Source organism: Paraplanobispora siamensis, from assembly GCF_016863175.1.
Lineage (GTDB): Bacteria > Actinomycetota > Actinomycetes > Streptosporangiales > Streptosporangiaceae > Planobispora > Planobispora siamensis.
This window is the reverse complement of the sequence record NZ_BOOJ01000046.1, coordinates 1-13,168: the sequence shown is the minus strand read 5'-3', so window position 1 is coordinate 13,168 and position 13,168 is coordinate 1. Positions and strand designations below refer to the sequence as shown.

General features: G+C 71.2%; 14 protein-coding genes. 3 read left to right on the top strand and 11 right to left on the bottom strand.

The window, feature by feature from the left end; genetic code table 11:
• Window positions 1-205: 205 nt before the first annotated feature.
• The 10 genes from Psi01_RS26545 to Psi01_RS26500 form a co-directional block, all read right to left on the bottom strand.
• Window positions 206-571 (bottom strand): metal-sulfur cluster assembly factor, encoded by a 366-nt coding sequence (locus Psi01_RS26545; protein WP_184941519.1) that lies wholly within the window; start codon window positions 569-571, stop codon window positions 206-208.
• Complete coding sequence (gene sufU / locus Psi01_RS26540; protein WP_204066836.1) at window positions 571-1,005, bottom strand: Fe-S cluster assembly sulfur transfer protein SufU; 435 nt, start codon at window positions 1,003-1,005, stop codon at window positions 571-573. Before sufU ends, Psi01_RS26545 begins: the two co-directional genes overlap by 1 nt.
• A 40-nt stretch (window positions 1,006-1,045) precedes the next feature.
• The gene (locus Psi01_RS26535; RefSeq protein WP_204066835.1) at window positions 1,046-2,305 is read right to left on the bottom strand and encodes a cysteine desulfurase; all 1,260 of its coding nucleotides are present in this window, start codon (window positions 2,303-2,305) and stop codon (window positions 1,046-1,048) included.
• 225 nt (window positions 2,306-2,530) lie between these two features.
• On the bottom strand, window positions 2,531-3,277 hold the full coding sequence (gene sufC, locus Psi01_RS26530; protein WP_204066834.1) for a Fe-S cluster assembly ATPase SufC: 747 nt from the start codon (window positions 3,275-3,277) through the stop codon (window positions 2,531-2,533).
• On the bottom strand, window positions 3,277-3,594 hold the full coding sequence (locus Psi01_RS26525) for a Rieske (2Fe-2S) protein (RefSeq protein ID WP_204066833.1): 318 nt from the start codon (window positions 3,592-3,594) through the stop codon (window positions 3,277-3,279). The genes sufC and Psi01_RS26525 overlap by 1 nt, the downstream gene beginning before the upstream one ends.
• A complete protein-coding gene (sufD, locus tag Psi01_RS26520) occupies window positions 3,591-4,712 on the bottom strand; it encodes a Fe-S cluster assembly protein SufD (RefSeq protein ID WP_204066832.1) in 1,122 nt (373 codons plus the stop codon). The genes Psi01_RS26525 and sufD overlap by 4 nt, the downstream gene beginning before the upstream one ends.
• Window positions 4,712-6,124, bottom strand: a complete 1,413-nt coding sequence (sufB, locus tag Psi01_RS26515) for a Fe-S cluster assembly protein SufB (protein WP_204066831.1) — start codon at window positions 6,122-6,124, stop codon at window positions 4,712-4,714. The genes sufD and sufB overlap by 1 nt, the downstream gene beginning before the upstream one ends.
• Window positions 6,121-6,840 (bottom strand): helix-turn-helix transcriptional regulator, encoded by a 720-nt coding sequence (locus Psi01_RS26510; RefSeq protein WP_204066895.1) that lies wholly within the window; start codon window positions 6,838-6,840, stop codon window positions 6,121-6,123. Before Psi01_RS26510 ends, sufB begins: the two co-directional genes overlap by 4 nt.
• Window positions 6,841-6,945: 105 nt before the next feature.
• Complete coding sequence (locus Psi01_RS26505; RefSeq protein ID WP_204066830.1) at window positions 6,946-8,247, bottom strand: multidrug effflux MFS transporter; 1,302 nt, start codon at window positions 8,245-8,247, stop codon at window positions 6,946-6,948.
• A gap of 139 nt (window positions 8,248-8,386) precedes the next feature.
• On the bottom strand, window positions 8,387-9,190 hold the full coding sequence (locus Psi01_RS26500) for a VOC family protein (protein ID WP_204066829.1): 804 nt from the start codon (window positions 9,188-9,190) through the stop codon (window positions 8,387-8,389).
• A gap of 177 nt (window positions 9,191-9,367) precedes the next feature.
• Here Psi01_RS26500 and Psi01_RS26495 point away from each other — a divergent pair, with 177 nt between their 5' ends.
• From Psi01_RS26495 to Psi01_RS26485, 3 genes are read left to right on the top strand one after another with little or no spacing between them, the layout of a single operon-like run.
• Window positions 9,368-10,276, top strand: a complete 909-nt coding sequence (locus Psi01_RS26495; protein ID WP_204066828.1) for an ABC transporter ATP-binding protein — start codon at window positions 9,368-9,370, stop codon at window positions 10,274-10,276.
• The gene (locus tag Psi01_RS26490) at window positions 10,273-11,049 is read left to right on the top strand and encodes an ABC transporter permease (protein ID WP_204066827.1); all 777 of its coding nucleotides are present in this window, start codon (window positions 10,273-10,275) and stop codon (window positions 11,047-11,049) included. Before Psi01_RS26495 ends, Psi01_RS26490 begins: the two co-directional genes overlap by 4 nt.
• Before the next feature lie 54 nt (window positions 11,050-11,103).
• Entirely contained in the window at window positions 11,104-12,018 is a 915-nt protein-coding gene (locus Psi01_RS26485; protein ID WP_204066826.1) for an EamA family transporter, read from the top strand.
• Window positions 12,019-12,173: 155 nt separating this feature from the next.
• Here the strand turns inward: Psi01_RS26485 and Psi01_RS26480 are convergent, their stop codons facing one another.
• The gene (locus tag Psi01_RS26480) at window positions 12,174-12,854 is read right to left on the bottom strand and encodes a GntR family transcriptional regulator (RefSeq protein WP_204066825.1); all 681 of its coding nucleotides are present in this window, start codon (window positions 12,852-12,854) and stop codon (window positions 12,174-12,176) included.
• Between the last annotated feature and the right edge of the window lie 314 nt (window positions 12,855-13,168).

Genomic DNA, 13,168 nt, shown 5'->3' with positions numbered 1-13,168 from the left:
GCACGCAGTCAAACCACGATCAAGCATTCCCGGCGTTCGCAGTGCCGGGTGGTCCGGGGCGTCCACGCCATGGGGCGGACGCTTGCCCGTATCTGGAGACAACGCTCCGTGCCGGTTGTTTCTTCCCGGCACGGGGGCATCTTCTCACACATCCCGGTACGGCTCGCAACTCGCGGGTCGCGAACCGTACCGGAACGGCCGAGGGTCAGACGTTGAAACCGAGCATCCGCAGCTGGTCGCGCCCCTCGTCAGTGATCTTGTCCGGGCCCCACGGCGGGAGCCAGACCCAGTTGATCTTCACATCGGAGACCATGCCGTCCAGGGCCGAGTGCGCCTGCTCCTCGATGACGTCGGTCAGCGGGCAGGCGGCGCTGGTCAGGGTCATGTCGATGGTGGCGATCGGCGGAGCCCCGGCCTCGGCGGGGTCGAGGTTGACCCCGTAGATCAGGCCCAGGTCCACGACGTTGATGCCGAGTTCGGGGTCGACGACGTCCTTGAGGGCCTCCATGACCTCATCGAGGGTGGTCTCCCCGTCGTACGCCGACGTCGGCGTCTCCACGGGCTTGCTCATCATGCACTCCTCACAACCGCGTCCTTGTAGGCCATCCACGCGAGCAGCGCGCACTTGACCCGGGCCGGGAACTTGGCGACCCCGGCGAACGCCACCGCGTCGCCGAGAATCTCCTCGTCCGGCTCAACCTTGCCCCTGCCCTGCATGAGCCGGGTGAACTCCTCCACCACGGAGAGCGTCTCCTCCACCGTCGAACCGGTGGCCAGCTCGTGCAGCACCGAGGCCGCCGCCTGGCTGATCGAGCAGCCCTGCCCGTCGTAGGAGACGTCCTCGACCTTGCCACCCTCGCCGACCTTCACCCGCATGGTGATCTCGTCACCGCAGGTCGGGTTGACGTGGTGGACCTCGTTGTCGAAGGGGTCGCGCAGTCCGCGCCCCTGCGGGTGCTTGTAGTGCTCCAGGATCAGTTCCTGGTACATCGACTCGGCGATCATAGGATTGCGCTCACTCGTGGGCTCGGCTGCTCCGGCATCGCTACGCGAACACCTTCCGCACGTGGTGGAGGCCGCGGACCAGGGCGTCGATCTCGGCCGGGGTGTTGTAGAGGTAGAAGGAGGCCCGCGTCGTGGCGGGGATCCCGAACCTCAGGTGGAGCGGGCGGGCGCAGTGGTGCCCCACGCGCACGGCCACACCGAACTCGTCGTCGAGGATCTGCCCGACGTCGTGCGGGTGGATCCCCTCCAGCGTGAAGGACACCGTACCGCCCCGGTCCTGGAGGTCGCGCGGGCCGATCACCTTCAGACCCGGGACCTCGCCCAGCGCCTCCAGCGCGTAGCGGGTCAGCTCGCGCTCGTGGCCGGCGATGGCGTCCACGCCGATCGAGGACAGATATTCCACCGCGGCGCCGAGGCCGATGGCCTCGACGATCGGCGGGGTGCCGGCCTCGAACTTGTGCGGAGCGGGCGCGTAGGTCGAGCGGTCCATCCAGACCGCCTCGATCATCTCGCCGCCGCCCATGAACGGGGGCATGGCCGACAATAGCTCACCGCGGGCCCACAGCACGCCGATGCCCGAGGGGCCGACGGCCTTGTGCCCGGTGAAGGCCAGGAAGTCCACGCCCAGCGCCGCCACGTCCACCGGCTTGTGCGGGACCGACTGGGAGGCGTCGAGCATCATCAGCGCGCCCACCTGGCGGACCCGGGCCAGCACCCGGGCCACCGGGTTGACGGTGCCCAGCACGTTGGACTGGTGCGCGATCGACACGATCTTCGTACGCTCGGTGACCAGCTCGTCGAGGTTCGACAGGTCCAGCCGGCCCTCGTCGGTGACGGAGAACCACCGCAGCGTCGCGCCGGTACGGCGGGCCAGCAGCTGCCACGGCACGATGTTGGAGTGGTGCTCCATCTCCGAGATGACGATCTCGTCGCCCGGCCCCATCACGAACCGGGGGTCCTCGTTGATGGGGTTGCCGAAGGCGTAGGCCACCAGGTTGAGCGCCTCGGAGGCGTTCTTGGTGAAGACGATCTCGTCGCGGTCGGGAGCGCCGACGAACGTGGCGACCTTGTCACGGGCGGCCTCGTACGCCTCGGTGGACTCCGCGCCCAGCACGTGCATGGCGCGGCCGACGTTGGCGTAGTGGCTGGCCAGGTGCTCGCGCATGACCTCGATCACCTGGGTGGGCTTCTGCGATGAGTTGCCCGAGTCGAGATAGACCAGCGGCCTGCCGCCGGGCAGCTCGCGGGACAGGACCGGGAAGTCCTTCCTGATCCTCTCCACGTCGAACTCTGTGCTCATCGGTCGCTCACCGCTCCTCATTCGCTTCGCGGACGGCTTCGTACCTCAGCCGGCTGCTCCACTCACTGCGTCGGGCTCGCTCTGTGCTCATCGGTCGCTCACCGCTCCTCATTCGCTTCGCGGACGGCTTCGTACCTCAGCCGGCCGCTCCACTCACTGCGTCGGGCTCGCTCCGTGCTCATCACTCCACCCGTCCCGTGTCCGTCGCCCTCGTCCCGCCTGAGATCACGCAGAGGCCTTGGTGTATGCCTCGTAGCCCTCGGCCTCCAGCTTGTCGGCGAGCTCGGGGCCGCCCTCCTCCACGATCCGGCCGCCGGCGAAGACGTGGACGAAGTCCGGCTTCACGTAGCGCAGGATGCGGGTGTAGTGGGTGATGAGCAGGACGCCGGTCTCACCGGTGGCGCGGAAGCGGTTGATGCCCTCGGAGACCACGCGCAGGGCGTCGACGTCCAGGCCGGAGTCGGTCTCGTCGAGGACGGCGATCTTCGGCTTGAGCAGCTCCAGCTGGAGGATCTCGTGGCGCTTCTTCTCACCGCCGGAGAAGCCCTCGTTCAGGTTGCGCTGGGCGAAGGCGGGGTCGATGGACAGGGCGTCCATGCCGGCCTTGAGGTCCTTGGCGAACTCGCGGAGCTTGGGGGCCTCGCCGCGCACGGCGGTGACCGCCGAGCGCAGGAAGTTGGAGACGCTGACGCCGGGGACCTCGACCGGGTACTGCATGGCGAGGAACAGGCCGGCGCGGGCGCGCTCGTCCACGCCGAGCTCCAGCAGGTCGACGCCGTCGAGCAGGACCTGGCCGCCGGTGATGGTGTACTTCGGGTGGCCGGCGATCGCGTAGGCGAGCGTGGACTTGCCCGAGCCGTTGGGGCCCATGATGGCGTGGGTCTCGCCGGCCCTCACGGTCAGGTTGACGCCGCGCAGGATCTCCTTGTCCTCGACGGCGACCTGGAGATCACGGATCTCGAGAGTTGACACTATGACTCCTTCGAGAGCGAGACGAGGACGTCATCGCCGTCGATCTTCACTCGGTAAACGGGGACGGGCTTGTTGGCGGGCGGGCCGGTCGGCTTGCCCGATCGCAGGTCGAAGCACGAGCCGTGCAGCCAGCACTCCAGGGTGTCGTCGTAGACCTCACCCTCGCTGAGCCTGACCTCGGCGTGGGAGCACACGTCGTGCAGGGCGTGGACCTCCTCGCCCCGGCGGACCAGGGCGATCGGGGTCTCCCCGACCTCGATGCCGATCACGCCCCCGTCGGGGATGTCGGCGAGCTTGCAGGCCTTCTCGAACGTCATCCGGCGAGCTCCGCCTCGACCTTGGCCATGACCCGCTCACGGAGCTCCTCCACCTCGATCTTCTCGATGAGCTGGCCGAAGAAGCCCCGGATGACCAGGCGCCGGGCCTCCTCGAACGGGATGCCGCGCGCCTGCAGGTAGAAGATGTGCTCGTCGTCCAGACGGCCCGAGGCGCTGGCGTGACCCGCCCCGGCGACCTCGCCGGTGAGGATCTCCAGGTTCGGCACCGAGTCGGCGCGGGCGCCGTCGGTGAGCAGCAGGTTGCGGTTGAGCTCGTAGGTGTCGGTGCCCTCGGCCTCGACCCGGATGATCACGTCGCCGATCCAGACCGCGTGGGCGCCCTCCCCCTGCAGCGCGCCCTTGTAGACGACGTTGCTGCGGCAGTTGGGCTGGGAGTGGTCGACCAGCAGGCGGTGCTCCAGGTGCTGGCCGGCGTCCACGAAGTACAGGCCGGTCAGGTCGGCGTCGCCGCCCGGGGCGGTGTAGGAGACCGACGGCGAGAGCCGTACCAGGTCGCCGCCGAGGGTCACCACGAAGCTGCGGAAGGTCGCGTCCTTGCCGAGCTGGGCGTGGTGGTGGGAGACGTGCACCGCGTCGTCGGCCCAGTCCTGCAGGCTGACGACCTTGAGGGTGGCGCCGTCGCCGACGACGAACTCGACGTTGTCGGCGTAGACCGCGCTGCCGCGGTGGTCCAGGACGACCACGGCCTCGGCCATCGCCTCCAGCTTGACCACGGTGTGGCCGTAGGCCACCCCGCCGCCGCCGGCGAAGGTGAGGACCGTCGGCGCGGAGGCGACCGCCTCGCGCGGCACCGTGACGACGGTGGCCTTCTCGAAGGCGGCGTAGGCCTGGGCGCTGATCCGGTCGGCGGGCACGTAGGCCTTGCCGATGCGCTGGTCGTCGCGGCCCACCGTCTCGACGGTGACCTCGGGGGCCGCCTCGACGGAGACGGCCACGCCGCCGCCGGAGACGACGGCGGCGCCGTCGTGCAGGCCCTTCAGGCGCGACAGGGGGGTGAAGCGCCACTCCTCCTCGCGGCCGTTGGGCACGTCGAAGTCGGCCGGGTCGTAGGAGGCCTTCTCGTGGAGGGTCGACAGGGGCTTGGTTTCGAGACCCATCAGCCGACGGCCCCTTCCATCTGCAGTTCGATCAGGCGGTTCAGCTCGAGGGCGTACTCCATGGGGAGCTCGCGGGCGATCGGCTCGACGAAGCCGCGCACGATCATCGCCATCGCCTCGTCCTCGTCCAGGCCGCGGCTCATCAGGTAGAACAGCTGGTCGTCGGAGACCTTGGAGACGGTCGCCTCGTGCCCCATGGCGACGTCGTCCTCGCGGACGTCGACGTAGGGGTAGGTGTCCGAGCGGCTGATCTGGTCGACCAGGAGCGCGTCGCACTTGACGGTGCTGGCGCTGCCGTGGGCGCCCTCCTCGATCTGGACCAGGCCGCGGTAGGAGGTACGGCCGCCGCCGCGGGCCACGGACTTGGACACGACCGTGGAGCTGGTGTTCGGCGCCAGGTGGACCATCTTGGCCCCGGCGTCCTGGTGCTGGCCCTCGCCGGCGAAGGCGACGCTCAGCGTCTCGCCCTTGGCGTGCTCGCCCATCAGGTAGACGGCGGGGTACTTCATCGTGACCTTGGAGCCGATGTTGCCGTCGATCCACTCCATGGTCGCGCCCTCGTAGGCCACGGCGCGCTTGGTGACCAGGTTGTAGACGTTGTTCGACCAGTTCTGGATGGTCGTGTAACGGCAGCGGGCGTTCTTCTTCACGATGATCTCGACGACCGCGCTGTGCAGCGAGTCGGAGGAGTAGATCGGCGCGGTGCAGCCCTCGACGTAGTGGACGTAGGAGTTCTCGTCCACGATGATCAGGGTCCGCTCGAACTGGCCCATGTTCTCGGTGTTGATCCGGAAGTAGGCCTGGAGCGGGATCTCGACCTCGACGTTCGGCGGCACGTAGATGAAGGAGCCACCGGACCACACGGCGGTGTTGAGGGCGGCGAACTTGTTGTCGCCGACCGGGATGACGGAGCCGAAGTACTCCTTGAAGAGCTCCTCGTGCTCGCGCAGGCCGGTGTCGGTGTCGACGAAGATGACACCCTTCTCCTCAAGGTCCTCGCGGATCTTGTGGTAGACGACCTCGGACTCGTACTGGGCGGCGACGCCGGCGATCAGGCGCTGCTTCTCCGCCTCGGGGATGCCGAGCTTGTCGTAGGTGTTCTTGATGTCCTCGGGCAGCTCGTCCCAGGAAGCGGCCTGCTTCTCGGTGGAGCGCACGAAGTACTTGATGTTGTCGAAGTCGATGCCGGACAGGTCGGAACCCCAGTTCGGCATGGGCTTCTTACCGAAGAGACGCAGGCCCTTCAGACGCAGGTCCAGCATCCACTCCGGCTCGTTCTTGAGCGCGGAGATGTTGCGGACGACCTCTTCGGACAGGCCACGCTTGGCGGCCGCGCCTGCCGCGTCCGAGTCGGCCCAGCCGAACTTGTAATTCCCGAGGCCTTCCAGCTCCGGGCGGTCGGTGACAGTCACCTTCCGGTCTCCTTGCTCGATTCGTCGATCGTTCTATGACGGGGCGGGCTCACGTGGGTGGTGCACACCCCGTCGCCGTGGGCGATGGTCGCGAGCCGCTGTACGGGCGTGCCGAGGATCTGCGCGAACGCCTCCGTCTCGGCCTCGCACAGCTGCGGGAACTCCGCGGCCACGTGCGCCACCGGGCAGTGGTGCTGGCACAGCTGTTCGCCGCCGACCCCGGCCTTGCTCGCCGAGGCGGCGTAGCCGTCGGCCGACAGCGCCTCGGCCAGGACGCGCACCCGCTGGTCGGCGGGGACGTCGTCCATCCCGGGGCGCAGGCGGCCGACGAGGCCGGACACCTGCTCGCGGGCGAACTCGGCCACGGCCTCCTCGCCCACGCGCTCGGCCAGGAAGCGCAGCGCGCTGCCCGCGAGGTCGTCGTAGGCGTGCTCGAAGGCACTGCGCCCGGCGTCGGTGATGGCGAACATCTTGGCAGGTCTTCCGCGCCCGCGCTGGCTGCGCGGGCGCGCCGTACGGGGTTCGATCATCCCGTCGGCGAGCAGCGCGTCCAGATGACGGCGGACGGCGGCGGGGGTGAGCCCGAGCCGTTCGCCGAGAGCGGCGGCGGTGACCGGTCCGTGTTCCAGGATGAGCCGGGCGACACGCGCGCGCGTGCCGCTCTCGGCGAGCACGCCGGAGGGCCGCACGCCAGCGGTCTCCTCGGTGCCTCGCATCCCGGTCACGTATTTCACAACATCAGTGTGGCGTAATTACTTCCCCGCTGCCAAACCGCCGTGAGCCTTTCTGCCAATGCGATTCGTCACGCAGGTAAGCCTTACCTAAGCTGGGGAAACAGCCCGCACGGACCTTCCCAGCCCGGCGAACGCCGCGAAGGCCGCCACCGCGAACCCGGCCAGGACGGCGGCCATCGGCACCGCCGAGCCGTCGCCCAGCCCCACCAGCGGGGCGGCGAGCGCGCCGAGCGCGAACTGCAGCACGCCAAGCAGCGCGGCGGCGCTCCCGGCGACCTGCGGCGGCTGGCCGGCCAGCGCGAGCGCGCCCGAGCCCGGCAGCACGAGGCCCGCCCCGCACATCATCACGAACAGCGCCGCGACCAGCGTGGCGAGCGGCAGACCGAGGAACACCGCCGCCACCAGCCCGCCCGCCCCGGCCACGTAGGCCACCAGGCCGATCACGATCAGCCGTGCCGGCTCCGCCCTGCGCCCGGCGAGCCGGCCGCCGATCTGGGCGGTCACCGTCAGGCCGAAGGCGTTGATCGCGAACACCAGCGAGTAGGTCTGCGGCGAGGCGCCGTACACCTCCTGCAGGACGAACGGCGAGGCGGAGATGTAGGCGAACATGCCGGCGAAGCCCAGGCCGCCGGCGAGCGCGCTGGCCATGAAGGACCGGTTGCGCAGCAGCTGGCCGAAGGTGACCAGGGTCCTCTTCAGCCCGCCGGTCTCGCGTCTGTCCGCCGGGAGCGTCTCGCGCACCCCGGACAGCGCGGCGGTCAGCAGCACCAGTCCCCCGGCGCTCAGCGCGACGAAGATCCCGCGCCAGGAGGTGTGGGCGAGCAGCTGGGCGCCGAGGATCGGGGCCAGGATCGGCGCGAGCCCGCTGACCAGCATCAGGGTGGCGAAGATGCGCGCGATGGCGGCGCCCTCGTACAGGTCGCGGACCACCGCGCGGACGATCACCAGCGCGGCGCCGCCCGCGATGCCCTGCAGCAGGCGGAAGCCGATCAGCCCGTAGACCGACGGGGAGAACGCGCACAGCAGCGAGGCCACGGCGTAGGCGACGATGCCGATCATCAGGGGGATCCGGCGTCCCCGCACGTCGCTGAGCGGGCCGGCGACGACCTGCCCGACGGAGACGCCGATGAGGCAGGCGGTCAGCGTGAGCTGCACCTGCGCCTGGGCGGCGTCCATCTCCCCGGCGATGGCGGGGAAGGCCGGCAGGTACATGTCGATCGAGAGCGGGCCGATCGCCGACAGCGCGCCCAGGACGAGCAGGAGCATCGTCCTGCGGCGCCCGTCCGGTGGGGCGGGGACCGCCTCCGCCGGGGCCGGTGCCGGTACGGCGACGCCCCCCTGTGCCGCGGTCTGTCCCGCCTGTCCCGGTACGGCATCGGCCGCGGTCATTCCCGGTCTCCCATCCCTCGCACACGACAGACGCCCGCGAGGGGACCCCACGGGCGGCAAGAGCCCGTAGGGGCCGAATGCCGGTAACAGGGATAAGGTCCGCTTTATTCCTGGGAATCGGATGCCACGGAAAACGGCCTCAGGACGGCGGCGGCTGGGACGGGGGCACGAGCGACGGGTCCAGCTGGAGGATCGCGAAGACGGCGAACTCCGGGTCGGCCAGCACCGCCAGCGGGCCGCCGTAGGTGCTCAGCGGCTCGGTGAAGACCTTGCCCCCCAGCTCCCGGACCTTGGCCACGGTGGCCTCGGCGTCCTCGACGACGAAGTACGTCCTCCACTGCGAGGGGACGTCGGCGGGGATGTCCGGGCCCATCGGCGCCATGCCGGCGACGCGGCGGTCGCCCAGGTACCACTCGACGTAGCGCCTGCGGCCGGTGCCGTGCTCCCTGGGCTCCCAGCCGAAGACCCGCGGATAGAAGGACAGGGCGACGGCGGGGTCGCGCGCGGAGAGCTCGACCCAGCCGAAGGCCCCGGGCTCCACGGTGACCTCCGCGCCGAAGTCCGACATCCGCTGCCAGATCGACAGGAAGGCCCCCGTCGGATCCTGGAAGGCGGCCATCACGCCCCGGTCCATGATCTGCATCGGCTCCAGGACGACCTCTCCCCCGGCCGCGCGCACCTCCTCCAGCGTGGCGGCGGCGTCGTCGACGGCGATGTAGACGTTCCACATCGCGGGCACGGTCCGGCAGGCGGCGAGTGTGATCCCGGCCACCAGTCTGCCCTCGCAGGTGAACCTGCCGTACCCGCCCTGATCCGGGTCGGAGTCGAACATCGCCTCCCAGCCGAACAACTCCCGGTAGAACCCGGCCGACAGGGCGACGTCGGTGCTCGAAAGCTCCACCCAGCACGGAGTGCCGGACGCGTAACCGCTGCGCTCGGGCATACCGGACCTCCTTGCGTCACAGCGGGGACCCGCCCAGGGTCACATACGGCGATCGCCGCCCACCGGCGGTGATCGACGGATTTGAGGGGACCAGCCGGAAGCTTTTACCTGACATGGGAGGCTCCGGGCGCGAGGGTGCGAGCGGGACCGGCCCGGGGAGTCCTTAAACTCGTGGCCATGGACTCCCCAGCCGTCGAGATCATCGATCTGGTCAAGAGATACGGCCGAACGACCGCGATCGACGGCCTGACCCTCAGCGCCCGCCGCGGCGCCGTCACCGCCATCCTGGGTCCCAACGGAGCGGGCAAGACCTCCACCATCGAGATCTGCGAGGGGTTCCGGCGCGCCGACGGCGGCAGCGTGAGCGTGCTCGGGCTCGACCCGTCCCGGCCGGAGCTGCGAGCCCGGGTGGGCGTGATGCCGCAGGCCGGAGGCGTGCCCCCGGCGATGCGCTGCGGGGAGTGGCTGCGGCTGATGTCCCGCTTCCACGCCGCCCCGCTCGACCCGGCCGCGCTGCTGGAACGGCTGGGGATGGCCGCGCACGCGCGCACGCCGTACCGGAGGCTGTCGGGCGGCCAGCAGCAGCGCGTCTCGCTGGCCGGGGCCGTCATCGGCCGCCCTGAGCTGGTCTTCCTCGACGAGCCGACCGCCGGGCTGGACCCGCAGGCCCGGCACGCCTGCTGGGAGCTGGTGGGCGAGCTGCGGGCGGCGGGGGTCTCGGTGGTGCTGACCACCCACCACATGGACGAGGCCGAGAAGCTGTCGGACCACGTGGTGATCATCGACCACGGGACGGTGGTGGCCGAGGGCACCCCCTCCTCCCTCACCGGCGCCGAGCGGCAGCTGCGCTTCCGCGCCCGGCCGGGACTGGCCCTGGACGAGCTGCTGACCGCCCTGCCCGCGGGGAGCGCGGCCAAGGAGTCGCCCTCGGGGCACTACATCATCGAGGGCCAGGTCGGCCCCGAGCTGCTGGCGACCGTGACCGCCTGGTGCGCCGCCGAGGGTGTGACGGCCGACGACCTCAGCATCGAGCGCCGCACCCTGGAAGACGTCTTCCTCGAACTGACCGGCCGGGAGCTGCGATGACCACGACGACCGGGCTGGACTTCAGCCCCGCCCCCGGCGCCGCGCCGCTGTCCCGGATGGTCGCCGCCCAGGCCGGCGCGGAGATCCGGGCCATGCTCCGCAACGGCGAGCAGCTCCTGCTCACCATGGTCATCCCGCTGCTGCTGCTCACCGGCTTCTCCCTGGCGCCGCTGGTGGACGTCGGCGACGGCGCCCGGGTGGACTTCGTGGCCCCCGGCGTGCTGGCGCTGGCGGTAATGTCCACGGCCTTCACCGGTCAGGCCATCGCGACCGGCTTCGAGCGCCGGTACGGCGTGCTGAAGCGGCTGGGCGCGACCCCGCTGTCGCGCGGCGGCCTGATGCTGGCCAAGACACTGGCCGTGCTCGCGGTCGAACTGGTCCAGGTGGTGCTCATCGCCGGGGTGGCCTTCGCGCTGGGCTGGCGGCCCGCCGGCTCCCCGCTGCTGGCGCTGCCGCTGATCCTGCTGGGCACCGCCGCCTTCAGCGGGCTGGGGCTGCTGATGGCCGGCACCCTGCGCGCGGAGGCCACCCTGGCCGGGGCGAACCTCGTCTACCTGGTCCTGCTGGGCTGCGGCGGGATCGTCTTCCCGCTGTCGGCCTTCCCCGACTCGGTCGAACCGGTTCTGGGGCTGCTGCCGATCTCCGCGCTGGCCGGGGGGCTGCGCTCCGTCCTGAGCGGCGAGGCGGGGGCCCCGCTCGCCGCCGCGGCGATCCTGGCCCTCTGGGCGGCCGTCTCGCTCGTTCTCGCATCACGGACGTTCCGCTGGGAATGACACCGGGCTTTAGTAAGGTGCGTTGAAGCATTTGGCACCTTAAGGGAGAGCTCTGTGACCGCCGACGCCCTGCCGGGCCCCGCCGAGCCGTACAAGCCGGGCCTGCCCCGGCCGGGATCCCTGCTGCGGGCCGCCTCCGACGCCATCCCGCCGTCCGGTCTGGTGCTGCTGGCCATCCTGTCGGTGCAGATCGGCGCCGGGTTCGCCAAGGACCTGTTCGCGCAGTTGCCGCCGAGCGCGGTGGTCTTCCTGCGGATCGCGCTGAGCGCGCTGATCCTGGGCGTGGTGGCCCGGCCCAGACTGAAGGGGCTGACCTGGGCCGACCTGGGGATCGGTGTGGCCTTCGGCGTGACGCTCGGCCTGATGAACCTCTCGTTCTACGAGGCGCTGGCCCGGCTGCCCATGGGGATCGCGGTGGCGATCGAGTTCCTGGGCCCGCTCGGCGTGGCGGTGGCCGCCTCGCGGCGGCGGCTGGACCTGCTGTGGGTGGTGCTGGCCGGCTCGGGCATCGCGCTGCTGGCGCCCTGGGGGCAGGCCTCCGGCCTCAGCTGGCTGGGGATCGGCTTCGCCCTGGTCGCCGGGGCCTGCTGGGCGGGCTACATCCTGCTGTCGGCCGCCGTGGGCCAGCGCTTCCCCGGGACCGGGGGCGTGTCCTTCGCCATGATCGTGGCCTGCCTGCTGATCGCCCCGGTCGGCATCGGCTCGGGCGGGGCCGACCTGCTCCGGCCCGAGCTGCTCCTGATCGGCCTGGGCGTCGGGCTGCTGTCGTCCGTCATCCCCTACAGCATCGAGATGGAGGCGCTGCGCAGGATGCCCAAGCGGGTGTTCGGCATCCTGATGAGCCTGGAGCCCGCCGCGGCGGCGCTGGTCGGCCTGGTCGTCCTCGGCGAGGTGCTGCAGGTGCAGGAGTGGGCCGCCATCGGATGCGTGGTCGTCGCCAGCGTGGGCGCGACCCGCAGCAGCGCCTGACGTCCCGCACGCGCGGCGGTCCCGCGCCCCCGGCGGTCCCGCAACCACCGAGGTCCCGTAACCACCGAGGTCCCGTAACCACCGAGGTCCCGTAACCGCGGCGCTTCCGCACCCGCGGCGATCCCGTAGCCCGGCGGGCCCGGGCCCGCGGCGGCCTATTCCGGGCGGTCGGCCCAGATGCCCCGCACGTGCTGGATGTGGTCGCGCATCACCCGTTCCGACCCGCCCGTGTCACCGGCCGACAACCGCTCCAGCAGGTCGAGGTGCTCGCGGGCGGAGTCGACCAGCACGCCCCGCTCGGAGAGGGCCGCCAGGCCGTACAGGCGGGCCCGGCCGCGCAGGTCGCGCACCACCTCGACCAGGCGGGCGTTGCCCGCCAGCGTCAGCAGGCCCACGTGGAAGCGGATGTCGGCGTCCACGTAGGCGAGCAGGTCGCCCTCCTGCGCCGCCTCGACGATCCGCTCGGCGAGCGGGCGCAGCTCCGCGAAGCTCTCCGCGCGGGAGGCGTCGGCCAGCCGCGCCACGGTGGGCACCTCGATCAGCTGGCGGATCTCGGTGAGCTCGTCCAGGTCGCGCTCGGACAGCTCGGTGACCCGGAAGCCCTTGTTCCGGACCGCCTCGACCAGGCCCTCCTTGGTCAGGTCGAGCATCGCCTCGCGGACGGGCGTGGCGGAGACGCCGAACTGGGCGGCCAGCACCGGCGCCGAGTAGACCACGCCGGGGCGCATCTCCCCGGTGATCAGAGCCGCTCGCAGCGCGTGGGCGACCTGCTCCCGCAGGCTCTGCCGCTCGCCCACGACCGGCAGGTCGAGCCGGTCCGGTGCCGAAGGAGCCATGCCAGCGCCTCTCATCTCGCTCGTCTCCGCGCCCCCGCGGGCGGCCCATTGTCTCAGACCCGGCCGCCCGTCCCGGACCCCGCCGTCCCAGGTCCACCGGTCCGTACGGCCGCGCCGTCTCAGATCCCGGTCCCGGGCCCGGCTCGATCCCGGCCCGGTCCCGGGCTTCGCTCCGTCCCGGCCCCGGGTCCCGCTCCGTCCCGGCCTCGTCCCTCCCTGGCCTTCCGGCCGGTGTCCTTCCGGCCGGTGTCCTTCCGGCCGGTGTCCTTCCGGCCGGTGTCCTTCCGGCCGGTGTCCTTCCGGCCGGTGTCCTT

Excerpts from the sequence above, each read along its gene's own strand:
- sufU (WP_204066836.1), bottom strand. The coding sequence starts at position 1,005 with ATGATCGCCGAGTCGATGTACCAGGAACTGATCCTGGAGCACTACAAG.
- Psi01_RS26500 (WP_204066829.1), bottom strand. The coding sequence starts at position 9,190 with ATGCCCGAGCGCAGCGGTTACGCGTCCGGCACTCCGTGCTGGGTGGAG.
- Psi01_RS26495 (WP_204066828.1), top strand. The coding sequence starts at position 9,368 with ATGGACTCCCCAGCCGTCGAGATCATCGATCTGGTCAAGAGATACGGC.
- Psi01_RS26545 (WP_184941519.1), bottom strand. The coding sequence starts at position 571 with ATGAGCAAGCCCGTGGAGACGCCGACGTCGGCGTACGACGGGGAGACC.
- Psi01_RS26510 (WP_204066895.1), bottom strand. The coding sequence starts at position 6,840 with ATGCGAGGCACCGAGGAGACCGCTGGCGTGCGGCCCTCCGGCGTGCTC.
- Psi01_RS26480 (WP_204066825.1), bottom strand. The coding sequence starts at position 12,854 with ATGGCTCCTTCGGCACCGGACCGGCTCGACCTGCCGGTCGTGGGCGAG.
- Psi01_RS26505 (WP_204066830.1), bottom strand. The coding sequence starts at position 8,247 with ATGACCGCGGCCGATGCCGTACCGGGACAGGCGGGACAGACCGCGGCA.
- Psi01_RS26490 (WP_204066827.1), top strand. The coding sequence starts at position 10,273 with ATGACCACGACGACCGGGCTGGACTTCAGCCCCGCCCCCGGCGCCGCG.
- Psi01_RS26525 (WP_204066833.1), bottom strand. The coding sequence starts at position 3,594 with ATGACGTTCGAGAAGGCCTGCAAGCTCGCCGACATCCCCGACGGGGGC.
- sufD (WP_204066832.1), bottom strand. The coding sequence starts at position 4,712 with ATGGGTCTCGAAACCAAGCCCCTGTCGACCCTCCACGAGAAGGCCTCC.
- Psi01_RS26535 (WP_204066835.1), bottom strand. The coding sequence starts at position 2,305 with ATGAGCACAGAGTTCGACGTGGAGAGGATCAGGAAGGACTTCCCGGTC.